Below are 18,368 nucleotides of genomic sequence, written 5' to 3' on the forward strand. Positions count from 1 at the left end.
ACGGTCAAGCGCGCCTATAAAACTGTATGCAACCAGGTACTGATAATAGCGGAAATAGCGGTTGAAGCGATAACCCAAGCTGACCTGTACGGTTCAGGTTATCAATGAGAGCCGTTATAACGGTAAATCGGATAGAAAACGACCTGAACCGCAAGGCCCAGGTCGCCAAACTAACTTGACCGATTAGCGGATCAGCTCCGCATTACATGGCAGGGCAGCTTACAGCGCGCACTCCTGTGAGGGGTTGGCGTACAGCTCAACCGGGTACGCGCGCTCGATAACCGGGCGCAGCTTGCCATCCACCTTGGTCACCTGGCCGATGTAGTCCGGTATCTGCAGTTGGTGATCGGCACCGCGCATCAGCGCCGGACCGTAGATGGTTTCATACTCGGCATTTTCCAACGCCTTGGAGACCGCACCCGGCTCGGTGCTGCCGGCCAGCCGAACCCCCTGGAAGATCGCCTGAATACCGTTATAGGCCTGGCCCTCGTTTTCGGTCGGCACGCGTCCGAACTTATCCATCCAGCCGGCAACGAATCGGCGGTTCCTTGCATTATCGATATCGGCGCCGTAGCCGATATTGCCCCACACATTCCGGGTGGCATCGCCGGTGGCGTCGATCAGGTACTGGAATATCAGCGCGTGACCAATGAGTCGCTTGCTGTCATTCAAACCGAAGCTGTCGGCCTGCTTGACGAACGAGATCGCATCACGGCCGACCATGGCGACCCAAACAGCATCGATATCCGCATCACGCAGCTGGGCCACATAGGGCGCAAAGTCCTTGGTGCCCAGCGGGGCGAACAGCGAAACCTTAACCTCTTTGCCCAACTCGGCCGCCGTCTTCTCGAAGAACTCCGCCGAGCTGTGGCCCCAGGTGTAGTCCGCAGCGATGATACCGAACCTCTTCTCCTTCACCGTCTTCAACCACTCCTTCATCATCGCCAGATCCATCACGTCGTTGTGGTTGGTGCGGAACATCCGGGCGTGGCAGGATTTGCCGGTCAGCGCATCCATCTTGCTGGCCACCACCACATACATCGCATCCCAGCGATCCAGGTTCTGCGACAGCGTCATCGAGATCGAGGAGGAGATCGGCCCGATCAGCAGGTTGTGGCCCTCGCGCGCCAGCTTCTCCGCGGAGCGGCGGGCACCGTCCGGGGTACTCTCATCATCGGCGATCTCAAGCTCGACCTTGCGTCCGTCGACACCGCCGTTGGCATTCGCCTCCTCCACCGCGAACTCGATCGCCCGCAGCACCTCCTGACCCTGCTGCTCGAACACCCCGGAGAGGGATGAGACGGCACCGATGCGAACCGGCTCTTTTTCGCTCGCCTGAACCAGCGGTGACAACAGGCCGATGGCGGCTGTCGCTGCGATCGCCTTGAGTAGTTCACGTTTTTTCATTCCAACCTCACTTGTTAGATTTATTGTCTGCGGCAGTCAGGAACATGCGCCTGCCGCTGCGCCTTAACTAAATCGGGGATTAAGTCCGGCGCTCTCAGACCACGACAAACTGTTGCAACTGCTCGATCCGCCCGGGGTCGACCTCGCCCTCGGCGATCACACTGCCCTTCTCCACCGCCAGGTAGCGGCGCGATACGCGGGCCACCAGGTGCAGGTTCTGCTCGATCAGCAGGATCGTGGTACCCTGCTCGTTGACCTGGCGGATGATGTCGCCGAGCTGGTCGACGATCACCGGCGCCAGCCCCTCGGTGGGCTCATCCAGGATCATCAGCCGCGGGTTGCCCATCAGCGCCCGGCCGATCGCCAGCATCTGCTGCTGACCGCCCGACAGCGCGGCACCGGGGGTGTGGGCGCGCTCTCGCAGAATCGGGAACAGTTGGTAGATCCGCTCCACGTTCCACGGCCCCTTGCGGTGCACGGCATTACCCAGCAGCAGGTTCTCCTCCACCGTCAGGTTGGCGATGATCCGCCGCCCCTGGGGCACCACCATCACCCCCTCCTTGGCCGGCTGGTAGGGGCGCCAGAGGGAGCGGGTTTTACCCGCCACCGTGATTTGGCCACTACGCACCCTGGCCTGCCCCAACAGAGCGTTGACGAAGGTGGTCTTGCCGACACCGTTGCGGCCGATCAGCGCCAGGCTCTCCCCTTCGCTGATCGACAGCGAGAAGTTGTGCAGGATGTGGGCGTTGCCGTAATAGGCGTTGACCTGGTCAAAACTCAGAACTGAATTGACTTGTGCGTTCATGCGGCACTCCCCAGGTAGGCTTCGCGGACCTTCGGATTGGCGCGCACCTGATCGGGCGTGCCCTCTGCCAGCAGACGGCCCAGTTCCAGCACGGTGACGGCATCGCTGATGCCGAACACGATCTCCATGTCGTGCTCGACCAGCAGCACCGTGACAGCCCGTTCGCGGGCCAGCCGGGTCAGGTGGTCGGCCAGTTCGCGGGATTCGGTGACCGTCAGCCCCGCCATCGGCTCGTCGAGCAGCAACACCGACGGGGAACCGACCAGCGCCAGCGCCAGATCGAGACGACGCTGCTGGCCATAGCCCAGCTCACCGGCGCGCCAATCGACGTACTGCGCCAGATCCAACTCGTCGAGAATGGCCAGGGCATCCGCCTCCGGATCCCTGGCCTGTGCCTGATGCGAGGCAAGAAACACCTGCTCCAGCACCGGCATCTCGGCAAAGATGCTGGTGCGCTGGAAGGAGCGCGAGAGCCCGCGCATTCGTCGCGCCACCACCGGCAGGCGGGTGATATCCTCGCCGCCGAGTGTGACCTGACCGGCAGTGGGGATGCGCCGACCGGTCACCGCGTCGATGAAGGTGGATTTACCGGCGCCGTTGGGGCCGATCAGGCCGCGGATCTCGCCTTTTTGCAGTTCGAGCTGCACCCCGCCGATGGCGCGGACACCGCCGTAGTCGACCACCAGATCCTTGACCGTAAAGAATGGTTGGCTCATGAACGCACCTCCACGCGGTTGACGATAACGCTCTGTCTCGGCTTCTGTTTTCTGCTTAGCTCTTTTTTTCTGCTTAGCTCTTGTTTTCGGCTTAACTCTTGTTTTCTGCTTAACAGGGGCTCGATCAGGCCGGAGATGCCGTTGGGTGCGAACACCACGATGACGATCACCACGGCACCGAGCATCGCCATCCAGTAGTCGGTCAGTTCGCCGACATACTCCTTGACGAAGAAGTAGAAGATGGCGCCGAGGATCGGCCCCCAGAGCGCGCGCACACCGCCGAGTATGGTCATGATCAGCGCCATGCCGGAGACACTCCAGTGCAGGGTTTCCGGCGAGATAAAGCCGGTATAGATCGCCGACAGTATCCCGGCGAGGCCGGATACCACCGCCGAGATCGCGTAGACCGTGGCCTTGGGCAGCGTCACGTGCAGACCGATGAAGCGGGCACGCTCCTCGTTGTCGCGGATCGCGCAGGTGATGCTGCCGAAGCGGGTGCGGAAAAGCCGATCGAGCAGGTAGATCACCACCAGCATCACCACCCAGCTGATCACGAACATGCTCGCCGGGTCGTAGAACAGCTTCACGTCCAGGCCGAAGATACCGGCAGGCCAGTGGATATTGAGGCCATCGGCCCCCCCGAGCAGCCCCCGCGACTTGAGCGCCGACAGGTAGACGGTCTGGCCGATCGCCAGCGTCAGCATGCCGAAGGCGATACCGGGGATGCGCGACACCACCAGCCCGAGCAGGAAGCCGACCAGCGCCAGCGCCAGCAGCGTGAGCAGGATCGCACCACCGGCCGCCAGCTCCAGATCGCGCATCAGCAACGCCACCAGATACCCGGCACCGCCGAAAAACGCGGCATGGCCGAAGCTGACCAGCCCGCACTGGCGCAGCAGGATACCGACGCCGAGGGCAAACAGGGCGTAGATCACCGCCTGAGTCAGCAGCGACATCAGCGTTGCCGAGCCCAGTAATTGTGGCAGCAGAACACCCGCCGCCAGCCAAAGCAGATATTTGAAATGGACCATCGTCGACTCCTCAGCTCAAACCCGGTTACCGGCCAGCCCGGAGGGGCGCCAGATCAGGATGGCGATCATCATCAGGAAGGGCAGCACCGCCGACAGCGACGGCAGATAGATGGTGCCGAACGACTGCACCTGGCCGAGCAGGAACGCGGAGATCAATGCGCCACCCAGGCTGCCGAGGCCGCCGATCACCACCACCACGAAGGAGTCCACCAGCACATCCGCGCCCATGCTCGGCGCCAGCGACAGCAACGGCGCCGCCGCGACCCCGGCCAAGCCCGCCAGTGCGGTGCCGATGCCGACCACCAGTGCATTCACCCGTTCGGTATTGACCCCCATCATCGCCGTGGTCAGCGGATCGGTGCTGGCGGCACGCACGTAGAGTCCGGTGCGGGCGAAGCGCAGCCAGGCCCAGAGCGCGACCATGGAGCCGACCCCCAGGCCGATCACCGCCAGGCGGTAGAGCGGGGTCGGATTGCCGAACAGATCGACACTGCCGGCCAGCAGTTCGGGCACCTCGATCGACAGGCTGGCGCGGCCCCAGGTGGCGCGCACCAGATCCTCGAGCACCAGCAGCAAACCGAAGGTTACCAGCAGCACCGACAGCGGATCGCGCTCCTGCAGCGGGTGGAACACCAGCTTGTCCAGCAGCATGCCGAGCAGCAGCATCACCAGCGGCGCCAGCAGCAGTGCGAACCAGAAGTTGAGGTGGAGGCTGAGGCTGTAGCCGATATAGGCGCCCAGCATATAGAGCGCGCCATGGGCGAAGTTCACCACCCGACGCAAACCGTAGATCATCGCCAGACCAGACGCGCAGATAATCAGCAGCGAGCCGTAGACGAGACCGTTGAAGATACTTATTCCAAGCATAGAGTGTCCTCTTACTTATTGTTATCCAGAGGTTGTTTTTGAATTTGAGCCGGTATTACCGAGTGCCGCTCAACACCTGTTCCGGCGCGCCGAGCGCCAGCCAGCCGCCATCCACCTGCAGCGTGATGCCGGTGATGTAACTGGCCCTGTCCGAGGCCAGAAACAGCACCGCCTGGGCGATCTCATCCGCTCGCGCCAGCCGTCCCATAGGGGTGCGATCGCGCAGTGCGCAGGTATCCAGCGTGCCCTTGTCGGCGAGCGATTTAATCAGCGCGGTTTCCACATAGCCCGGCGCCACTGCATTGACCCGAACACCCAAGCGCGCCCATTCACAGGCCATGGAGCGGGTCATCGCGCTGATCCCGGCCTTGGCCGCGCCATAGGCGTTGCGTCCCGGTATACCGGCAAAGGCGGCGATCGAACTCAGGTTCAAGATGGCCCCCCGCCCCCTGGCGATCATGGGTTCGGCACAGGCCTGGCTGAGCAGGAAGGTGCCGCGCAGATGCACATCCAGAAGTCGGCTGAACTGATCCGCCGACTGCTCCAGCGTGGCCACTGACTGATCGCCAATGCCGGCGTTATTGACCAACACCGAGATCGGGCCGACCGCCTCCTCGACCAACGAGACCAACTCTGCAACCGCCGGCTCGCAGCTCACATCCAGCGGCAAACCCCAGTGCCCCTCGCCGAGCGCCTCGGCCTCCACCCGCGCGGTTGTGCCATCCATATCGGCGATCACCACCCGATAGCCCTCGGCGGCAAACGCCTGGCAGACGGCGAGCCCTATGCCTCGGGCACCGCCGGTTACCAGCGCGATCATGCGTCCACCCACTCGTTGAGCAGATCGATGCCGCGTACCAGGCTGGTCTCCTGCGCCACGATCAGATGGGCGGAAGCGGCCAGATACTTGGGAAACTCCGGATGAGCATCCCGTGCAGCACTGCGCCGTTCGTAATCCTCCAGCGAGTCGTAACCCCAGAGATGAACGAACTGGTTCTGCCTGCCCACCAGGGTGGTGTAGAAACCCAGCGGCGTACCCAGGGTCTCCTTCAGAATCGGCATCGCCAGGCGATTGAACACCTCGATGAACTCGCCCATCCTGCGCGGGGTGATGGTGTAGACCCGGTAATCAACCAGCTGCTTGACGGCCACCGCTCACCTCCTTCAGTTGCGCTCGCGGCTGTCGTTTCAGCTCCAGCGCATCGTCGACACCGGCGATGCGGCGTGCAGTGATATAGCCGAAGGTCATGATCGGCCCCAGGGTGATACCGGCGCCGGGGTAGTTGCCGCCCATGATGCTGCGACGGTCATTGCCCACGGCATAGAGACCGTCCACGCCGACACCCTCGGCATCCAGCACCTGGCCGTAGACGTCGGTCTTGATGCCATCGAAGGTGCCCAGATCCCCCATGAACACCTTGACCGCGTAGAACGGCCCTTTCTGCAGTGGCGCCACGCAGGGGTTGGGCTTGTTCTCCGGATCGGCCAGGTAGCGGTTGAAGGCGGTGCTGCCGCGGCCGAACTGACGGTCCTCTCCATGCACGGCACCCTCGTTATACTCGGCCACCGTCCTCTTGAGCTGGTAGGCATCGACACCGATGACCGTGGCCAACTCCTCCAGCGTCTTGCCACGCTTGAGGTAGCCGTTGCGCAGGAAGCCACCGATCGGCATCGGCGAGGGCTTCACGTAACCCAGGCCATACTTGCTCAGGCAGGTCTGGTCGCAGATCAACCACATGTAGGTCTTCTTGCTGGTCTCGCAGGTGCGAATCATCGCCGCGCCCACATCGTGGTAAGACTCCGACTCGTTACAGAACCGCTTGCCCATCGGGTTGATGCCGATCACGCCGGGTTTGTAGCGGTCCAGCAGATGGGGAAACTTGCCGAAGCTGCCATCCTTGTTCGGCACCAGCGAGGTGGGCATCCAGGCCGAGGTATCCGCGAACTCGCAGGTCACCGGCACGCCGATCCGCTCCACCATCGCCAGGCCATCGCCGGTATTGCTCTGCGGTACCGGCGAGTGGTGCTCGCCGCCGCGCCGCACATGCGGATAGGCCTCGGCGATCCGTTTCACGTCCTGGGCAAAGCCGCCACAGGCCAACACCACCCCCTTGCGCGCTTCGATCACCACTTCACAGCCATCGATTACCGTGCGTACACCGGTGACGCGGCCATTCTTCTGCACCAGTTCCTTGGCCGGTGCCGAGGTATGGATCGGGATATTCAGGTCCAGCGCGCTCTTGGCCAGGCGGGCGGCCAGGGCATTACCGCTGGTGACATTGACGCCGCGGCGATACAGCGCCAGCTCCTTCATATGGACCGCCAGCCGCTTGCACACGTACAGAAACGAGGTCAGCGACTTGGTGGCGTTAAAGAAGTGCTTCAGGTCGGCGTTGGATGAGTTGAACATCATGCCGATGAAGGTGATCGTCTTCAGCGGCGGGCGCATCCGTTTGATATCCCTGCCCAACTGGCGGATGTCGAAGGGTGCTGCCAGGATCGAGCGGCCGATATCGACACCACCGCCCAGGGTCGGATGGTAATCGGGATACAGGGTGGGTATGAACTTGACCGTCGTTTCCCGTTCGAAGAAATCGACCATCTCCGGCCCCTTGTCGAGGAAGGCGTTGGCGCCCTCCTCGTCGAAGAAATCGCCGGTCTCGTTACGGATATACTCGATGGCCGCATCACGCGTATCCTGAGGATTCTGCTTTCGGCCGTGATGGTTGCCCGGGATCCAGAGCACGCCACCGGAGAAGGCGGTGGTGCCGCCAAACACCTGATCCTTTTCGATCACGATCACATCGAGACCGTTCTTTTTCGCGGTCACCGCAGTGGACAAACCACCGGCGCCGGAGCCGACGACCAGCAGATCGCAGCTCAGCGTTTCAGTAGACGTTTCTGTAGACATAGATAACTCCCCTGCCCGATTCAGATCAGGCACTTTGCGGTTCGGTACTGTTGGCGGCGGTGAAGCCCGGCCGCGGAATCAGATCCATCAGCATCGATTCCATACCGCCATCGACACTGAACTCGGCACCGTTGATGTAGGAGGCGCGCGGGCTAAGCAGGAAGGTCGCGGCATTGGCGATATCCTGGGGTGCACCGATACGACGGCTGGCGGTCATCGCCTCGCGACGCTCCTTGATGCCGGGCTGCTGATAGAAGGGTTCCGAAAGTGCAGTGCGAATCATGCCCGGGCAGATCACATTGCTACGTATGCCCTCTGTGCCGTACTCTGCGGCGATCTGCCGGGACAGCAGCGTAATCCCCGCCTTACTGGCGCTGTAGGCGCCGCTGTAGGTTTGCGGATGGTGTGCCGCCACCGAGGCGATATGCACCATGGCGCCTTCCCCCTCCATATGGCGGGCAAAATGGCGGCTGCACAGCATGTAACCGGTCAGATTGGTACGCAGCACCGCGTCCCAATCCTCCAGCGTCACCGTTTTGATCGGTGCCGCACGCAACATGCCGGCGCAGTTGACCAGGCCATCGATGGGACCGAAGCTCTCGCGCACCGTCGTCGCGGCCTGTTCGACGCTGGCTTCGTTGCCGATATCGCACGCCAGCACCAGGTGCTGAGCCACGCCGCCGCTGTGCCGGGCCGCCAGCGCCTCACAACCGGCGGTGTTGCGATCCAGCATCGCCACCCGGGCCCCCAGATCGATCAACGTTTCGGCGATTGCGTAGCCAATTCCACTACCGGCGCCGGTGACTACATATTTGCGGCCCGACATTCCGAGCCAGTCATTGCCCCTATTTTCCACCGACATACCTATTTACCTCTTTAAATAGCGTCTCAAAAAAACGCTTATATATTTAAAAGCCCATTTGTTTTTTTAGAGACAAAAGTTTCCCGGACTTATATAGAAAGCCGAAATAAAAACAGAATTAAAAAAGCCGGTAATCCAAGATTTCTGCGATAGATCGATTACCGGCAAAGGTGATAGCTCAGCCCCACAGAGCCGAAAGACAAACCCGAACCTGAAACTGGATCAGAACCCGATCAGGCACCACAGGCCTTGGACAACGCCTGCGCACGCTCGTACACCTGACCGGCGGGCAGCCCCTGTGCCGACAGCCCACTGACATACTGTTCGGTGACACGGTCCAACGTCGGCTTCCAGGCCGTATTGTCGGCACCGTTTTCGATGACGGTGATGGTGTGACCCATCTCCTTCGCCTGTTTGACGCCGACCAGATCCAGCTCGTCATACGCCTTGCCGAGCGTCTCCGCCCAGCGCATGCCGGTGTTGTCGTCGATCACCTTCTTCAGCTCTTCCGGCATCCGCGCGTAGGTGCCCTTGTTCATCGTCACCACGAACGCCAGCGAGTACAGCCCGACCTGGGTGTGCTGATCGGCCAACTCATTGAGCCGGAAAGACGCCATCGCCTCCCAGGGCAGGGTCACGCCGTTGATGGTGCCGCGCTGCATGGCACTGTACATATCCGGCGCCGGCAGGCCGACCGGCTCGCCGCCCAAGCCCTCGAGCAGCTCACCCACCACCACCGTGGGTCGGCGGATCATCAGTCCGGCCAGGTCTTCAGGCTTGGCCACCGCCTTGCCCTTGGTGTGGATATGGCCGGGGCCGTGGGTAAACATGAACAGCACATGTGCATCCTGATACTCGCTGTCCAGCTCGCCCTCGTCATAGAGTTTCTGCAACACGCAGGAGCCCTGTTCGCCGGTGTGCACGATGCCGGGCAGCTCGACGATCTGCGACAACGGGAAGCGGTTGGCGGTATACCCCTGGATGATCGCCCCTACATCGGCAATGCCACGCACAACCGAGTCGTAGGTCTGGGTCGCCTTGGCCAGGGTTTGCGAGGGGTAGATCTCCACATTGATACGACCGTTGGACTCGGCCTCAACGGTTTCGCCCCAGGTCGCCAGGGTTTTGGCAATACCTGAATTGGCCGGCCAGAAATGAGCAAAACGGAGATCGACCTCAGCGGCATTTGCCAGTGTCGAAATGGAAAAACCTGCGGCGGCTACAAAAGACAGCAGGCGGGTTTTATTATTCATTTCAATACCTTTACTTATTATAGATTTATATTAGGCTTAAATTTAATCGGCACCCGGTTTAATAACCTGTCCGACCTTGATATCCACAATAATCAAAACAGACACGGATCCGAATTGACAAAACAGGCGACTGATAGGACATTTCGTGCATCGACCTCTTGCAAGACAGCGCTATGAGCAGCATCCCCAACTACGCCCTCTATGGCGAAACACCGGAACAGCGCTGGTTCGAATCGATCCATTACGAACCGATCTCAAGGCGCGCGAAACACTACGAATGGAAGATCGATCCGCACCAGCATGAAGGACTGGTGCAGATGCTCTATGTGCAGAAGGAGCGCGGCGTGGTGCATCTCGACGGCAGCAGCGTCGAGTTCAAGGCGCCCTGCTTTATCCTGATCCCCGCGCAAACGGTACATGGCTTCGATATGGGGGCGGGTATAGATGGCTCGGTGGTCACTGCCGCCCAGCGGCCACTGGAATCGGTAATCGCGACAGCGGTGCCGGCACTGGCCGATATCTTCGACAAACCGATGGTGCTGGCGCTGCCGGAAACGGCCAGGCTACATAAAACGCTGGCGACGCTGTTCAAGCTGGTCGAACAGGAAACGCTGCTGACCGGCGCAACCGAGCTGAATGCTGCCAATATGCTACTGGTCTCGCTGCTGCTGCAGATCCGCCGTATCGACCAGTCGCAGCATACGCTCAATCCCGCGCAGGGCTCACGCAAGGCGGAACAGGTGGAGCGCTTCCGCTCAATGGTGAACAACAACCTGGGATCGCTGAAAACGGTCGATGAGTACGCGGAACAGCTGGGCATCACCGCGGGGCAGCTGCGCCGCATCTGTCAGGAGGTGCTGGGTCAGTCGCCGCTGCACATCATCAACGCGCGAATCATCCACGCCGCGCAGCGGGACATCGCCTACTCCACCATGAGCATCCAGCAGGTGGCCTACTCGCTGGGTTACGACGATGCCGCCTACTTCTCGCGATTTTTCCGCAAGCAGACGGGGCTGACCCCCTCCGAGTTCCGCGAGCGGGTGCGGGCGCATCAGCCGATCTGAGGCAGCGCTTAGGCGGTACACTCCCCACAGATCGGCTCAATCAGTGCCTTTTGCAACCGATCGCCGCGCAGATCCAGCGCCAACAACAGATGCAGCTTGGTAAACGCCGCCTCCGGGGTCAGATCGCTGCCGGGAATCACCCCGATGCGGTTGAGCGTGGCGCCCGTGGCATAGGCGCCCTGACTGACCGCGCCCTGATGACACTGGGTGATATTGAGCACCGTGACGCCCCGTGCGCAGGCGCGCTCCAGTGCGTCGATCAGCGCGGTGTCGGCATCCGGCGGGTTGCCGACACCGTAGGTGTGCAACACCAGCCCGCGCACGCGCGGATCGTCGAGCGCGGCCTCGATCAACCGCGCCGGCATGCCGGGATAGACGAACAGAGACACCACCGCCGCCGGATCGAACTGCGGTATCTGAAAGCACGGAGTTCCGGCCGCCAGCAGCAGATCGCGGCGCAGATCGATATCGATCCCCACCTGCCCCAACCAGGGGCAGTTGGGTGAGTCGAAAGCGTCGAAGCCGGTGCTGCGTACCTTGCGTGTGCGATTGCCGCGTAGCAGGCGGCCGTTGAAGTAGACGCACACCTCATGTACCTCGCCGCTGGCGGCCAGCAGCAGCGAGGTGATCAGATTGTCCAGTGCGTCATTACGCAACTCCGCCAGCGGGATCTGCGAGCCGGTCAGGATCACCGGCTTGTCGCAGCCCTGCAGCATGAACGACAGCGCCGAGGCTGTATAGGCCATGGTGTCGGTGCCGTGTAGCACGACAAAACCATCGTATTTCGACCACTGCCGCTCAAGCAACAGCGCGATCTGGCGCCAATCCTCCGGCAGCACGTTGGAGCTGTCGATCAGCCGCTCCAGCTCGACCAGGTCGAACTGCGGCAGCTGCCCGGCAGACTCGCCAAGCTGCGCCTGCAGGCGTTCGGCGAAGCCCGCTACCGGCACATAGCCATGCTCGGAGGGCAGCATACCGATGGTGCCGCCGGTGTAGACAACCAGAATCTTCATGCCTTTACCCTTCCGTAAACGGGGCCAGCATCGAGCGCGGGCTGAGCAGGCGGTCCAGCTGCTCCTCGGTGAGCAGTCCCTCGGCCAGCACCAGCTCACGTACGGTGGAGCCGGAGTTCAGCGCCTGCGCGGCGATGCGGGTGGAGTTGGAGTAACCGATATGCGGCACCAGCGCGGTGATGATACCGATGCTGTTGTCGACATGGCGGGCACACTGCTCCTCGTTGGCGCGGATCCCCTGGATGCAGCGCGTGTCCAGCGTGCGGCAGGCAGAGCCCAGCATCTTCATCGAGTTGAGCAGGTTGTAGACGATCAGCGGCTCCATGGCGTTGAGCTGCAACTGCCCCGCTTCGGCGGCCAGCGTTACCGCCAGGTCGCCGGCGATCACCTGGTAGGCGGTCTGGTTGACCACCTCCGGAATCACCGGGTTGACCTTGCCCGGCATGATCGACGAACCCGGCTGCATCGGCGGCAGCATGATCTCGGCAAAGCCGGTGCGCGGGCCGCTGGAGAGCAGGCGCAGGTCGTTGCACATCTTGCCCAGCTTGATCGCGAAGCGCTTGAGAATGCCGGAGAAGAGCACGAAGGCGCCCATGTCCGAGGTCGCCTCCACCAGGTTGCTGGCCGACACGATCGGCTTGCCGGAGATCTCCGCCAGGTAGTTCACCGCCAGCGCCCGGTAGCGGGAGTGGGTGTTGATGCCGGTACCGATCGCAGTACCGCCCAGGTTCACTTCACACAACAGCTTGCTGGCCTCGTGCAGGCGATCGATATCCTCGCCCAGGTTGACCGCGAACGCCTCGAACTCCTGGCCCAGCGTCATCGGCACCGCATCCTGCATCTGGGTACGGCCCATCTTGACGATATCGGCGAACTCCCGCCCCTTGGCTTCAAGACTCTCCTTGAGACTGATGATCGCCTGCTCCAGCGGCTCGGCGGCGAACTGGATCGCCAGGCAGACCGCGGTGGGATAGGCATCGTTGGTGGACTGGGAGCGGTTCACATCGTCATTCGGATGCAGGTACTGGTACTCGCCCTTGGCGTGGCCGAGCTTGGCCAGCGCCAGGTTGGCGATCACCTCGTTGGCGTTCATGTTGGTGGAGGTACCGGCCCCGCCCTGGATCAGGTCGACCACGAACTGATCGTGCAGCTCCCCGCCGATGATATCGTCGCAGGCGGCGATGATCGCCTCCGCCTTGCGCGCATCCAGAGCACCCAGATCACGGTTGGCCCTGGCCGCCGCCGATTTGACCATCGCCAGCGCCTTGATGAACGCCGGGAAGTGGCTGATCGGCACCCCGGTGATGGAGAAGTTGTCCAGTGCACGCTGAGTCTGCACGCCATACCAGGCCTCGGCCGGAACAGCGAGGTCGCCAAGAAGATCATGCTCGATGCGGGTGTTCATAGTGAGTTTCACCTTGCTGAATAACAAGAGAGAGCGTTGTCGATGAGAGGCCCGACGGACGTCGGGCCGGGTTTGGTTCAGTCAGTGGATCGGATAGAGGCTTCGTCGCTGGCCGGAACCGGCGCGCTGCGACGCTGGTTGATCCGCTCCAGATCCTCCGGCTCGATCTCCCAGGCCGCGGCGTCGATGTTCATGTCCGCAAAGCGGGAGACATCGAACACCGGCTGCTCAATGCCGTCGGCGATCTGCTCGTCGAAGTCGCGCATGATGCGCAGGCCCGGCTTGACCAGTGCGATCAGCGCGATCAGGTTGACCAGCGCCAGGAAGCCCATGGTCACGTCGGCGAAGGCGAACACGGTACCCAGATCGGTGGTCGCGCCCCAGCACACCAGACCGATAATGGCGACACGGAAGCCATTGAACAGGTTCTGGTTTTCGGTGCTGAAGAAGTTGATGCTGTTCTCGCCCAGATAGTAGTTGTAGAGCACGGTGCTGAAACCGAACAGCAGCAGCGCGATGCTGACGAAGCTGCGTCCCCACTCGCCCACATGCTCGGCCAGGGCAGCCTGGGTCAGCGCCACACCGCCGATATCGTTGGCACCGGCCGGGTCATACACGCCGCTGAGCAGGATGATGAATGCGGTAGCGGAACAGATGATCAGGGTATCGATGAACACCGAGAAGGACTGCACCACGCCCTGATTGGCCGGGTGCGGTACATAGGCCACCGCCGCCACGTTCGGCGCACTGCCCAGACCCGCTTCGTTGGAGAACAGGCCGCGCTTCACACCCATCAGGATCGCCGCGCCGATACCGCCACCGACGACAGGCTCAAGACCGAAAGCGCTGTTGACGATCAGCATCACCACATCGGGGATACGCTCGATGTTCAACGCCAGTACACCTGCCGCGACCAGGATATAGCCCAGCGCCATCACCGGCACCAACACCTCGGCAACCTTGGCGATACGCTTGACGCCACCGAAGATGATCAGGCCGACGATCATCGCCAGACCGATACCGGTGTAGAAAACCGGCACACCGAAGGCATCACCGAAAGAGGTTGCCACCGCGTAGGACTGCAGCGCCGTAAAACCGAAACCGAAAGTGACCAGCAGCAACACCGAATAGACACCGGCCAGCCACTTCCACTTGCTGCCCATACCACGGGCGATGTAGTGCGCCGGGCCACCGCGGTAGGTGCCGTCGGGCTCCGCCTGCTTGTACGCCTGCGCCAGGGTGCACTCCAGGAAGCTGGTCGCCATCCCCATCAGGCCGACCACCCACATCCAGAACACCGCCCCCGGGCCACCCAAGGTAATTGCCACCGCGACACCGGCGATGTTACCGCCACCGACACGACCGGCAACCGAGAGCAGCAGCGCTTGAAACGAGCTCAGATGCCCGTGTTTGTCTTTCTTGAACGCCTGACTGGCGCTGAGAATCCGAAACATCCGGCCGAAATACCGGAACTGCACGAATCGGGAGGTCAGGGTAAAGCCGACACCCACGGTAATCAGCAGTGCGATCAGCACTTTGCCCCAGAGTATGTCGTTGAGAAAGTCCAACATCGGGAATCTCCGCTAGTTCTTGTTGTAGGAAGTTGTTGTAGGAAGATGCCCATTTAAACAACGGTATGGCACTGATAGAATTTGACACTCTGGCTACAGATTGGCGCACTTTGACGCCAACACGGCATCAGATAGATACAGACGCAGTTTGACGCACTTTACACCCGAGGCTAGGGCTCCGTATGAACCAACCGGGGATCCACGAAGATCTGGCACAGAACCTCCGTTTGCTGTGCACCTACTACAAATCGATCGCCGAAGTGTGCCGACGGCTCAACATCAACCGCCCGCAGTTCAACCGCTACCTGAGCGGACAGTACAAACCCTCGGCCAGTACGCTGCGCCGGATCTGCGAGTTTTTCGGTGTCGAAGTACACGAGATACTGCTGCCCCACGGCCAGTTCGAGCGACTGGTGCAGGTGCGTCCGCAAAGTACGGGCCTCTCGGAAAGCTCAGCGTCTGACGTCGCTCAGCGTATCGAGCAGTTGACCCATGCCGGCAGTGCGGGGCTGGAGCGCTATCTCGGCTTCTACTTCGAGTACTACCTGTCGATGTCCAGCCCCGGCAAACTGCTGCGCAACCTGGTCTGCCTGGAGGAAAGGGATGGCCAGGTGGTATTCCAGCGCACCGAACGGATGCGCCCCGCTCCAGGCGAGCCCGCCTGCCACAACCGTTACCAAGGTGTCGCCTGCCTGCTCACCGACCGGCTGTTTCTGATCGACCATGAAACCCTGAACCACCACGAGATCACCCAGACCATCCTCTTTCCCAGCTTCCGCAACCGTATCTCGCGCCTGACCGGGCTGAAGATCGGCGTGTCGGACAACAGCGAGCGGATGCCCTGCTGTGCGCGGGTGGTCTATGAGTATCTCGGCCAGGAGGTGCGGATCCGCAAGGCACTGGCGCTGTGCGGGCTCTACGACTGCGAGGATGCCAGCATAGACCTGTCGATCCGAAACGCAGTCCGTAACGATATGGCAGCAGAGGAAACGCTGTTCAGAGCCCGGCATTGAGCGAGCAATAAGGCTATAACGTTTATTAACGATTCTTTGAATCAGAGCCATCGGTATTAAGGACCAGTATGCCTTTCGACATCACCGCCGTCGTCAACCTCATGGGCTTAGCGGCCGTTGCCGTATTTGCCATCTCCGGCGCGCTCGATGCCGCACGCCACCGCATGGATATACTGGGCTTTATGCTGATCGGCACCGTCACCGGTATCGGCGGCGGTACCCTGCGCGACCTGCTGCTGGGCAACCTGCCGGTATTCTGGATCCGCGAGCCGATCTGGATCAGCGTCTGCCTGATAGCCTCAGCGGCCACCTATTTCATCGCCCCCAAACTGGCCTCACTGTCGCGCGCTCTGCTCTGGATGGATGCGGTGGGCCTGGCACTGTTTGCTGTGGTCGGCACAGAGGTGGCGCTGAAGTTCGGCACCTCTCCGCTGATCGCGGTCTGCATGGGGGTGATGACCGCCTCGTTCGGTGGCATCGCCCGTGATGTACTGTGCAGCAGCAACCTGACACTGATGAACGAGGAGCTGTATATCACCACGGCGCTGGCAGGATCCGTGGTTTACCTGGCGCTCAACAGCCTAAACCTGCCCTTCAGTTACGACCTGATCGGCGGCTTCTGCGTGGCCTTTGTGCTAAGGGCGCTGGCCATTCGATTCAATATCACGCTGCCGAATCCGTATAAGAAGGCTTAGTCGTCTCGATCGGAGAACCTGTCTGGGTGCCCGTCTGGCGGTGGAAGTCGCGTTTAAACGAGATCCGGGAGCTGCTCAAAGCTTGTAACAGCATTCAAATCCAAGGCCCAGCCGGCCGCGCTGGCGACAAGGATTTTGGCAGTCGGCGCAGTCGTCACCGGGGTATCGAGGCTACCTGCCGGTACAACCACTGATCCCAATTCATCTGAAGCCGTGGGCACCGGCGAGCCACAGTGCTGGCAAAAGCTCTTTGCATGTCGACACTCTGGCACCCGGTAGGTTTTGACGAGGTGTTCCCCCTGCAACCAGTTCAGCTTCGCTGACTGAGCGAACAGGTTGGCTGCATGGGCAGAACCTGTGCCTTTCTGGCATCGATTGCAGTAACAGAGGTAGAACGCACCGAACTCTCCGTCCAGTTCAAACCGGACACTTTCACAAAGACATGAACCTTGCACCCTCTCCACGCGGGCACCTCCTTACTTGATAATCTCGGTGCTTTGAAAAGCACCTCAAATAACACAAGCCCTAGTATGATCTGCAGATAGCCACTGACCCTATGCGCATTGTATCTCCAACCCCTGCATCCAAAACTGGACACTACGACCAGTCATAACGCTGTCATAAATTGCCGAAAAAAGCGAAGCTTATTGAGGTCAATTTCATGACCTTGTTATATTTTCATTCACGAAGCCTATTTTTTTGATAATTATATATAGGCAAAACCGAATCAAATATAATATCTACTTTTTCAGTTATTTTTGTGAGATAACTTTCCAAGTCACTTTTAGTGATATCGAGGAAGCTAGTAATTAATGAATCTAGTTCTTCATATGGAATAAACTCACTACCATTAGCTTCTTTTGATAGGTAATCAGCATTTATAACTAACTGCAATAAGCCTAACTGTTCTTCAGTATAGCGGTCATGGTGAATAAGGGTATTTCTAACTAAACGGTAATCATTGCAAACTTTGTTAATTGCTTTAAGTTTATCTACTAAATCAAAGCGCTTTACATGCTCATTGGTAACTAATGAATTATGGTTTATCGCTTCATTACTTATACCTAAATCTAGTATCCTATTAATAAGTATTAAAACTCTATCGTATATTGATTGGACTCTGATAATGCTATTTTCGATCAGCATCTCAATGTTCGAACTTAAAAACTCAGGTTCTTCACTAATTTTTTTTAGCAAATCACTGTTCAACATATTTAAAGAAAGTTCAGCTTTAGTTATTGCAGCAGTTACCGCGGTTAACGACTTTGAACATAATATAATGTAGTTATCTAGGTAAGTTTCATTATCAACTGAAAGAGTTTGCCCATCTGCCTTAGCAGTAAATATTGGACTTTCTTTATCGAGGATTATTTCTTCTTCAATTTTACGCATAATGCCTCACAAAAATATAACATCTAAGCATTTATACGGCCTGCCACGCAGACGTATAAATGTCTGTTGAACTCAAGCGCCCCTCCGGGTGGCAGCGGCTTCTTTCTATAGGGGAAAAGCTTTGTAAGGGCATGTAGTCCCTACCTCATTGCGCAGGGAGAACCATGGCGTACAGCGTCGATTAGACATAACGGCAGTGAGGCAACAGCCAACGGGAGCCACACCGTCGATGAGTGTGTAGTCTTGAACTGGTCTGCCGAGAAGTGTTCCTATCATCATCCTGATTTCCCGCTTGAGCGGCCGTCCTACCGGCGCAACGATTCCTGTACAGCCACTCCTTGTGACACGTTGTCGAACTATAGA

The 18,368-nt window shown here is 59.9% G+C and carries 18 protein-coding genes; 3 read left to right on the plus strand and 15 right to left on the minus strand.

The window, feature by feature from the left end:
• Positions 1 to 219 precede the first annotated feature (219 nt).
• The 10 genes from KQ940_RS05920 to KQ940_RS05965 form a co-directional block, all read right to left on the minus strand.
• Positions 220 to 1,407, minus strand: a complete 1,188-nt coding sequence (locus KQ940_RS05920; RefSeq protein ID WP_217412514.1) for an ABC transporter substrate-binding protein — start codon at positions 1,405 to 1,407, stop codon at positions 220 to 222.
• A gap of 94 nt (positions 1,408 to 1,501) precedes the next feature.
• On the minus strand, positions 1,502 to 2,212 hold the full coding sequence (locus KQ940_RS05925; protein WP_217412515.1) for an ABC transporter ATP-binding protein: 711 nt from the start codon (positions 2,210 to 2,212) through the stop codon (positions 1,502 to 1,504).
• Positions 2,209 to 2,928 carry an ABC transporter ATP-binding protein gene (locus KQ940_RS05930; RefSeq protein WP_217412516.1) on the minus strand — a complete coding sequence of 240 codons (720 nt, stop codon included), beginning with the start codon at positions 2,926 to 2,928 and terminating at the stop codon, positions 2,209 to 2,211. Before KQ940_RS05930 ends, KQ940_RS05925 begins: the two co-directional genes overlap by 4 nt.
• Positions 2,925 to 3,959, minus strand: a complete 1,035-nt coding sequence (locus KQ940_RS05935) for a branched-chain amino acid ABC transporter permease (protein WP_217412517.1) — start codon at positions 3,957 to 3,959, stop codon at positions 2,925 to 2,927. The genes KQ940_RS05930 and KQ940_RS05935 overlap by 4 nt, the downstream gene beginning before the upstream one ends.
• 15 nt (positions 3,960 to 3,974) lie before the next feature.
• Positions 3,975 to 4,826, minus strand: coding sequence for a branched-chain amino acid ABC transporter permease (locus KQ940_RS05940; protein ID WP_217412518.1), 852 nt, complete (start codon positions 4,824 to 4,826; stop codon positions 3,975 to 3,977).
• A gap of 55 nt (positions 4,827 to 4,881) precedes the next feature.
• Positions 4,882 to 5,646, minus strand: a complete 765-nt coding sequence (locus tag KQ940_RS05945; protein ID WP_217412519.1) for an SDR family NAD(P)-dependent oxidoreductase — start codon at positions 5,644 to 5,646, stop codon at positions 4,882 to 4,884.
• Positions 5,643 to 5,978, minus strand: a complete 336-nt coding sequence (locus KQ940_RS05950; RefSeq protein ID WP_217412520.1) for an NIPSNAP family protein — start codon at positions 5,976 to 5,978, stop codon at positions 5,643 to 5,645. The genes KQ940_RS05945 and KQ940_RS05950 overlap by 4 nt, the downstream gene beginning before the upstream one ends.
• Entirely contained in the window at positions 5,956 to 7,737 is a 1,782-nt protein-coding gene (locus KQ940_RS05955; RefSeq protein WP_217412521.1) for an FAD-dependent oxidoreductase, read from the minus strand. The genes KQ940_RS05950 and KQ940_RS05955 overlap by 23 nt, the downstream gene beginning before the upstream one ends.
• Before the next feature lie 25 nt (positions 7,738 to 7,762).
• Positions 7,763 to 8,599 carry an SDR family NAD(P)-dependent oxidoreductase gene (locus KQ940_RS05960; RefSeq protein ID WP_217412522.1) on the minus strand — a complete coding sequence of 279 codons (837 nt, stop codon included), beginning with the start codon at positions 8,597 to 8,599 and terminating at the stop codon, positions 7,763 to 7,765.
• Between the two features lie 233 nt (positions 8,600 to 8,832).
• Positions 8,833 to 9,852: a TRAP transporter substrate-binding protein gene (locus KQ940_RS05965; protein WP_217412523.1), complete on the minus strand. Its 1,020-nt coding sequence runs from the start codon at positions 9,850 to 9,852 to the stop codon at positions 8,833 to 8,835.
• Positions 9,853 to 10,025: 173 nt separating this feature from the next.
• Here KQ940_RS05965 and KQ940_RS05970 point away from each other — a divergent pair, with 173 nt between their 5' ends.
• The gene (locus KQ940_RS05970) at positions 10,026 to 10,916 is read left to right on the plus strand and encodes a helix-turn-helix domain-containing protein (protein WP_217412524.1); all 891 of its coding nucleotides are present in this window, start codon (positions 10,026 to 10,028) and stop codon (positions 10,914 to 10,916) included.
• Between the two features lie 8 nt (positions 10,917 to 10,924).
• Here KQ940_RS05970 and KQ940_RS05975 read toward each other — a convergent pair whose 3' ends face one another.
• The 3 genes from KQ940_RS05975 to KQ940_RS05985 all read right to left on the minus strand — a co-directional run bounded on the left by KQ940_RS05975 (position 10,925) and on the right by KQ940_RS05985 (position 14,905).
• Positions 10,925 to 11,929, minus strand: a complete 1,005-nt coding sequence (locus tag KQ940_RS05975) for a type I asparaginase (RefSeq protein ID WP_217412525.1) — start codon at positions 11,927 to 11,929, stop codon at positions 10,925 to 10,927.
• A 4-nt stretch (positions 11,930 to 11,933) separates the two neighbouring features.
• The gene (locus tag KQ940_RS05980; RefSeq protein WP_217412526.1) at positions 11,934 to 13,334 is read right to left on the minus strand and encodes an aspartate ammonia-lyase; all 1,401 of its coding nucleotides are present in this window, start codon (positions 13,332 to 13,334) and stop codon (positions 11,934 to 11,936) included.
• Positions 13,335 to 13,411: 77 nt separating this feature from the next.
• Positions 13,412 to 14,905, minus strand: a complete 1,494-nt coding sequence (locus tag KQ940_RS05985; RefSeq protein WP_217412527.1) for an alanine/glycine:cation symporter family protein — start codon at positions 14,903 to 14,905, stop codon at positions 13,412 to 13,414.
• Positions 14,906 to 15,087: 182 nt separating this feature from the next.
• On the opposite strand from KQ940_RS05985, the gene KQ940_RS05990 reads away from it, so the two are divergent.
• Both KQ940_RS05990 and KQ940_RS05995 read left to right on the plus strand, forming a co-directional pair.
• Entirely contained in the window at positions 15,088 to 15,918 is an 831-nt protein-coding gene (locus KQ940_RS05990; protein ID WP_246589780.1) for a helix-turn-helix domain-containing protein, read from the plus strand.
• 68 nt (positions 15,919 to 15,986) lie between these two features.
• A complete protein-coding gene (locus tag KQ940_RS05995) occupies positions 15,987 to 16,613 on the plus strand; it encodes a trimeric intracellular cation channel family protein (RefSeq protein ID WP_217412528.1) in 627 nt (208 codons plus the stop codon).
• Positions 16,614 to 16,666: 53 nt separating this feature from the next.
• Here the strand turns inward: KQ940_RS05995 and KQ940_RS06000 are convergent, their stop codons facing one another.
• Complete coding sequence (locus KQ940_RS06000; protein WP_217412529.1) at positions 16,667 to 17,077, minus strand: GFA family protein; 411 nt, start codon at positions 17,075 to 17,077, stop codon at positions 16,667 to 16,669.
• 214 nt (positions 17,078 to 17,291) lie between these two features.
• Positions 17,292 to 18,005, minus strand: a complete 714-nt coding sequence (locus KQ940_RS06005) for a Cthe_2314 family HEPN domain-containing protein (protein WP_217412530.1) — start codon at positions 18,003 to 18,005, stop codon at positions 17,292 to 17,294.
• Positions 18,006 to 18,368 lie beyond the last annotated feature (363 nt).

The organism is Marinobacterium ramblicola, assembly GCF_019084545.1.
Classification (GTDB): Bacteria; Pseudomonadota; Gammaproteobacteria; order Pseudomonadales; family Balneatricaceae; genus Marinobacterium_D; species Marinobacterium_D ramblicola.

Coding starts and splice junctions, on each gene's coding strand:
- KQ940_RS05940 (WP_217412518.1), bottom strand. CDS start 4,826: ATGCTTGGAATAAGTATCTTCAACGGTCTCGTCTACGGCTCGCTGCTG.
- KQ940_RS05980 (WP_217412526.1), bottom strand. CDS start 13,334: ATGAACACCCGCATCGAGCATGATCTTCTTGGCGACCTCGCTGTTCCG.
- KQ940_RS06005 (WP_217412530.1), bottom strand. CDS start 18,005: ATGCGTAAAATTGAAGAAGAAATAATCCTCGATAAAGAAAGTCCAATA.
- KQ940_RS05985 (WP_217412527.1), bottom strand. CDS start 14,905: ATGTTGGACTTTCTCAACGACATACTCTGGGGCAAAGTGCTGATCGCA.
- KQ940_RS05930 (WP_217412516.1), bottom strand. CDS start 2,928: ATGAGCCAACCATTCTTTACGGTCAAGGATCTGGTGGTCGACTACGGC.
- KQ940_RS05960 (WP_217412522.1), bottom strand. CDS start 8,599: ATGTCGGTGGAAAATAGGGGCAATGACTGGCTCGGAATGTCGGGCCGC.
- KQ940_RS05955 (WP_217412521.1), bottom strand. CDS start 7,737: ATGTCTACAGAAACGTCTACTGAAACGCTGAGCTGCGATCTGCTGGTC.
- KQ940_RS05925 (WP_217412515.1), bottom strand. CDS start 2,212: ATGAACGCACAAGTCAATTCAGTTCTGAGTTTTGACCAGGTCAACGCC.
- KQ940_RS05935 (WP_217412517.1), bottom strand. CDS start 3,959: ATGGTCCATTTCAAATATCTGCTTTGGCTGGCGGCGGGTGTTCTGCTG.
- KQ940_RS05970 (WP_217412524.1), top strand. CDS start 10,026: ATGAGCAGCATCCCCAACTACGCCCTCTATGGCGAAACACCGGAACAG.
- KQ940_RS05965 (WP_217412523.1), bottom strand. CDS start 9,852: ATGAATAATAAAACCCGCCTGCTGTCTTTTGTAGCCGCCGCAGGTTTT.
- KQ940_RS05945 (WP_217412519.1), bottom strand. CDS start 5,646: ATGATCGCGCTGGTAACCGGCGGTGCCCGAGGCATAGGGCTCGCCGTC.
- KQ940_RS05990 (WP_246589780.1), top strand. CDS start 15,088: ATGAACCAACCGGGGATCCACGAAGATCTGGCACAGAACCTCCGTTTG.
- KQ940_RS05995 (WP_217412528.1), top strand. CDS start 15,987: ATGCCTTTCGACATCACCGCCGTCGTCAACCTCATGGGCTTAGCGGCC.
- KQ940_RS05920 (WP_217412514.1), bottom strand. CDS start 1,407: ATGAAAAAACGTGAACTACTCAAGGCGATCGCAGCGACAGCCGCCATC.
- KQ940_RS05975 (WP_217412525.1), bottom strand. CDS start 11,929: ATGAAGATTCTGGTTGTCTACACCGGCGGCACCATCGGTATGCTGCCC.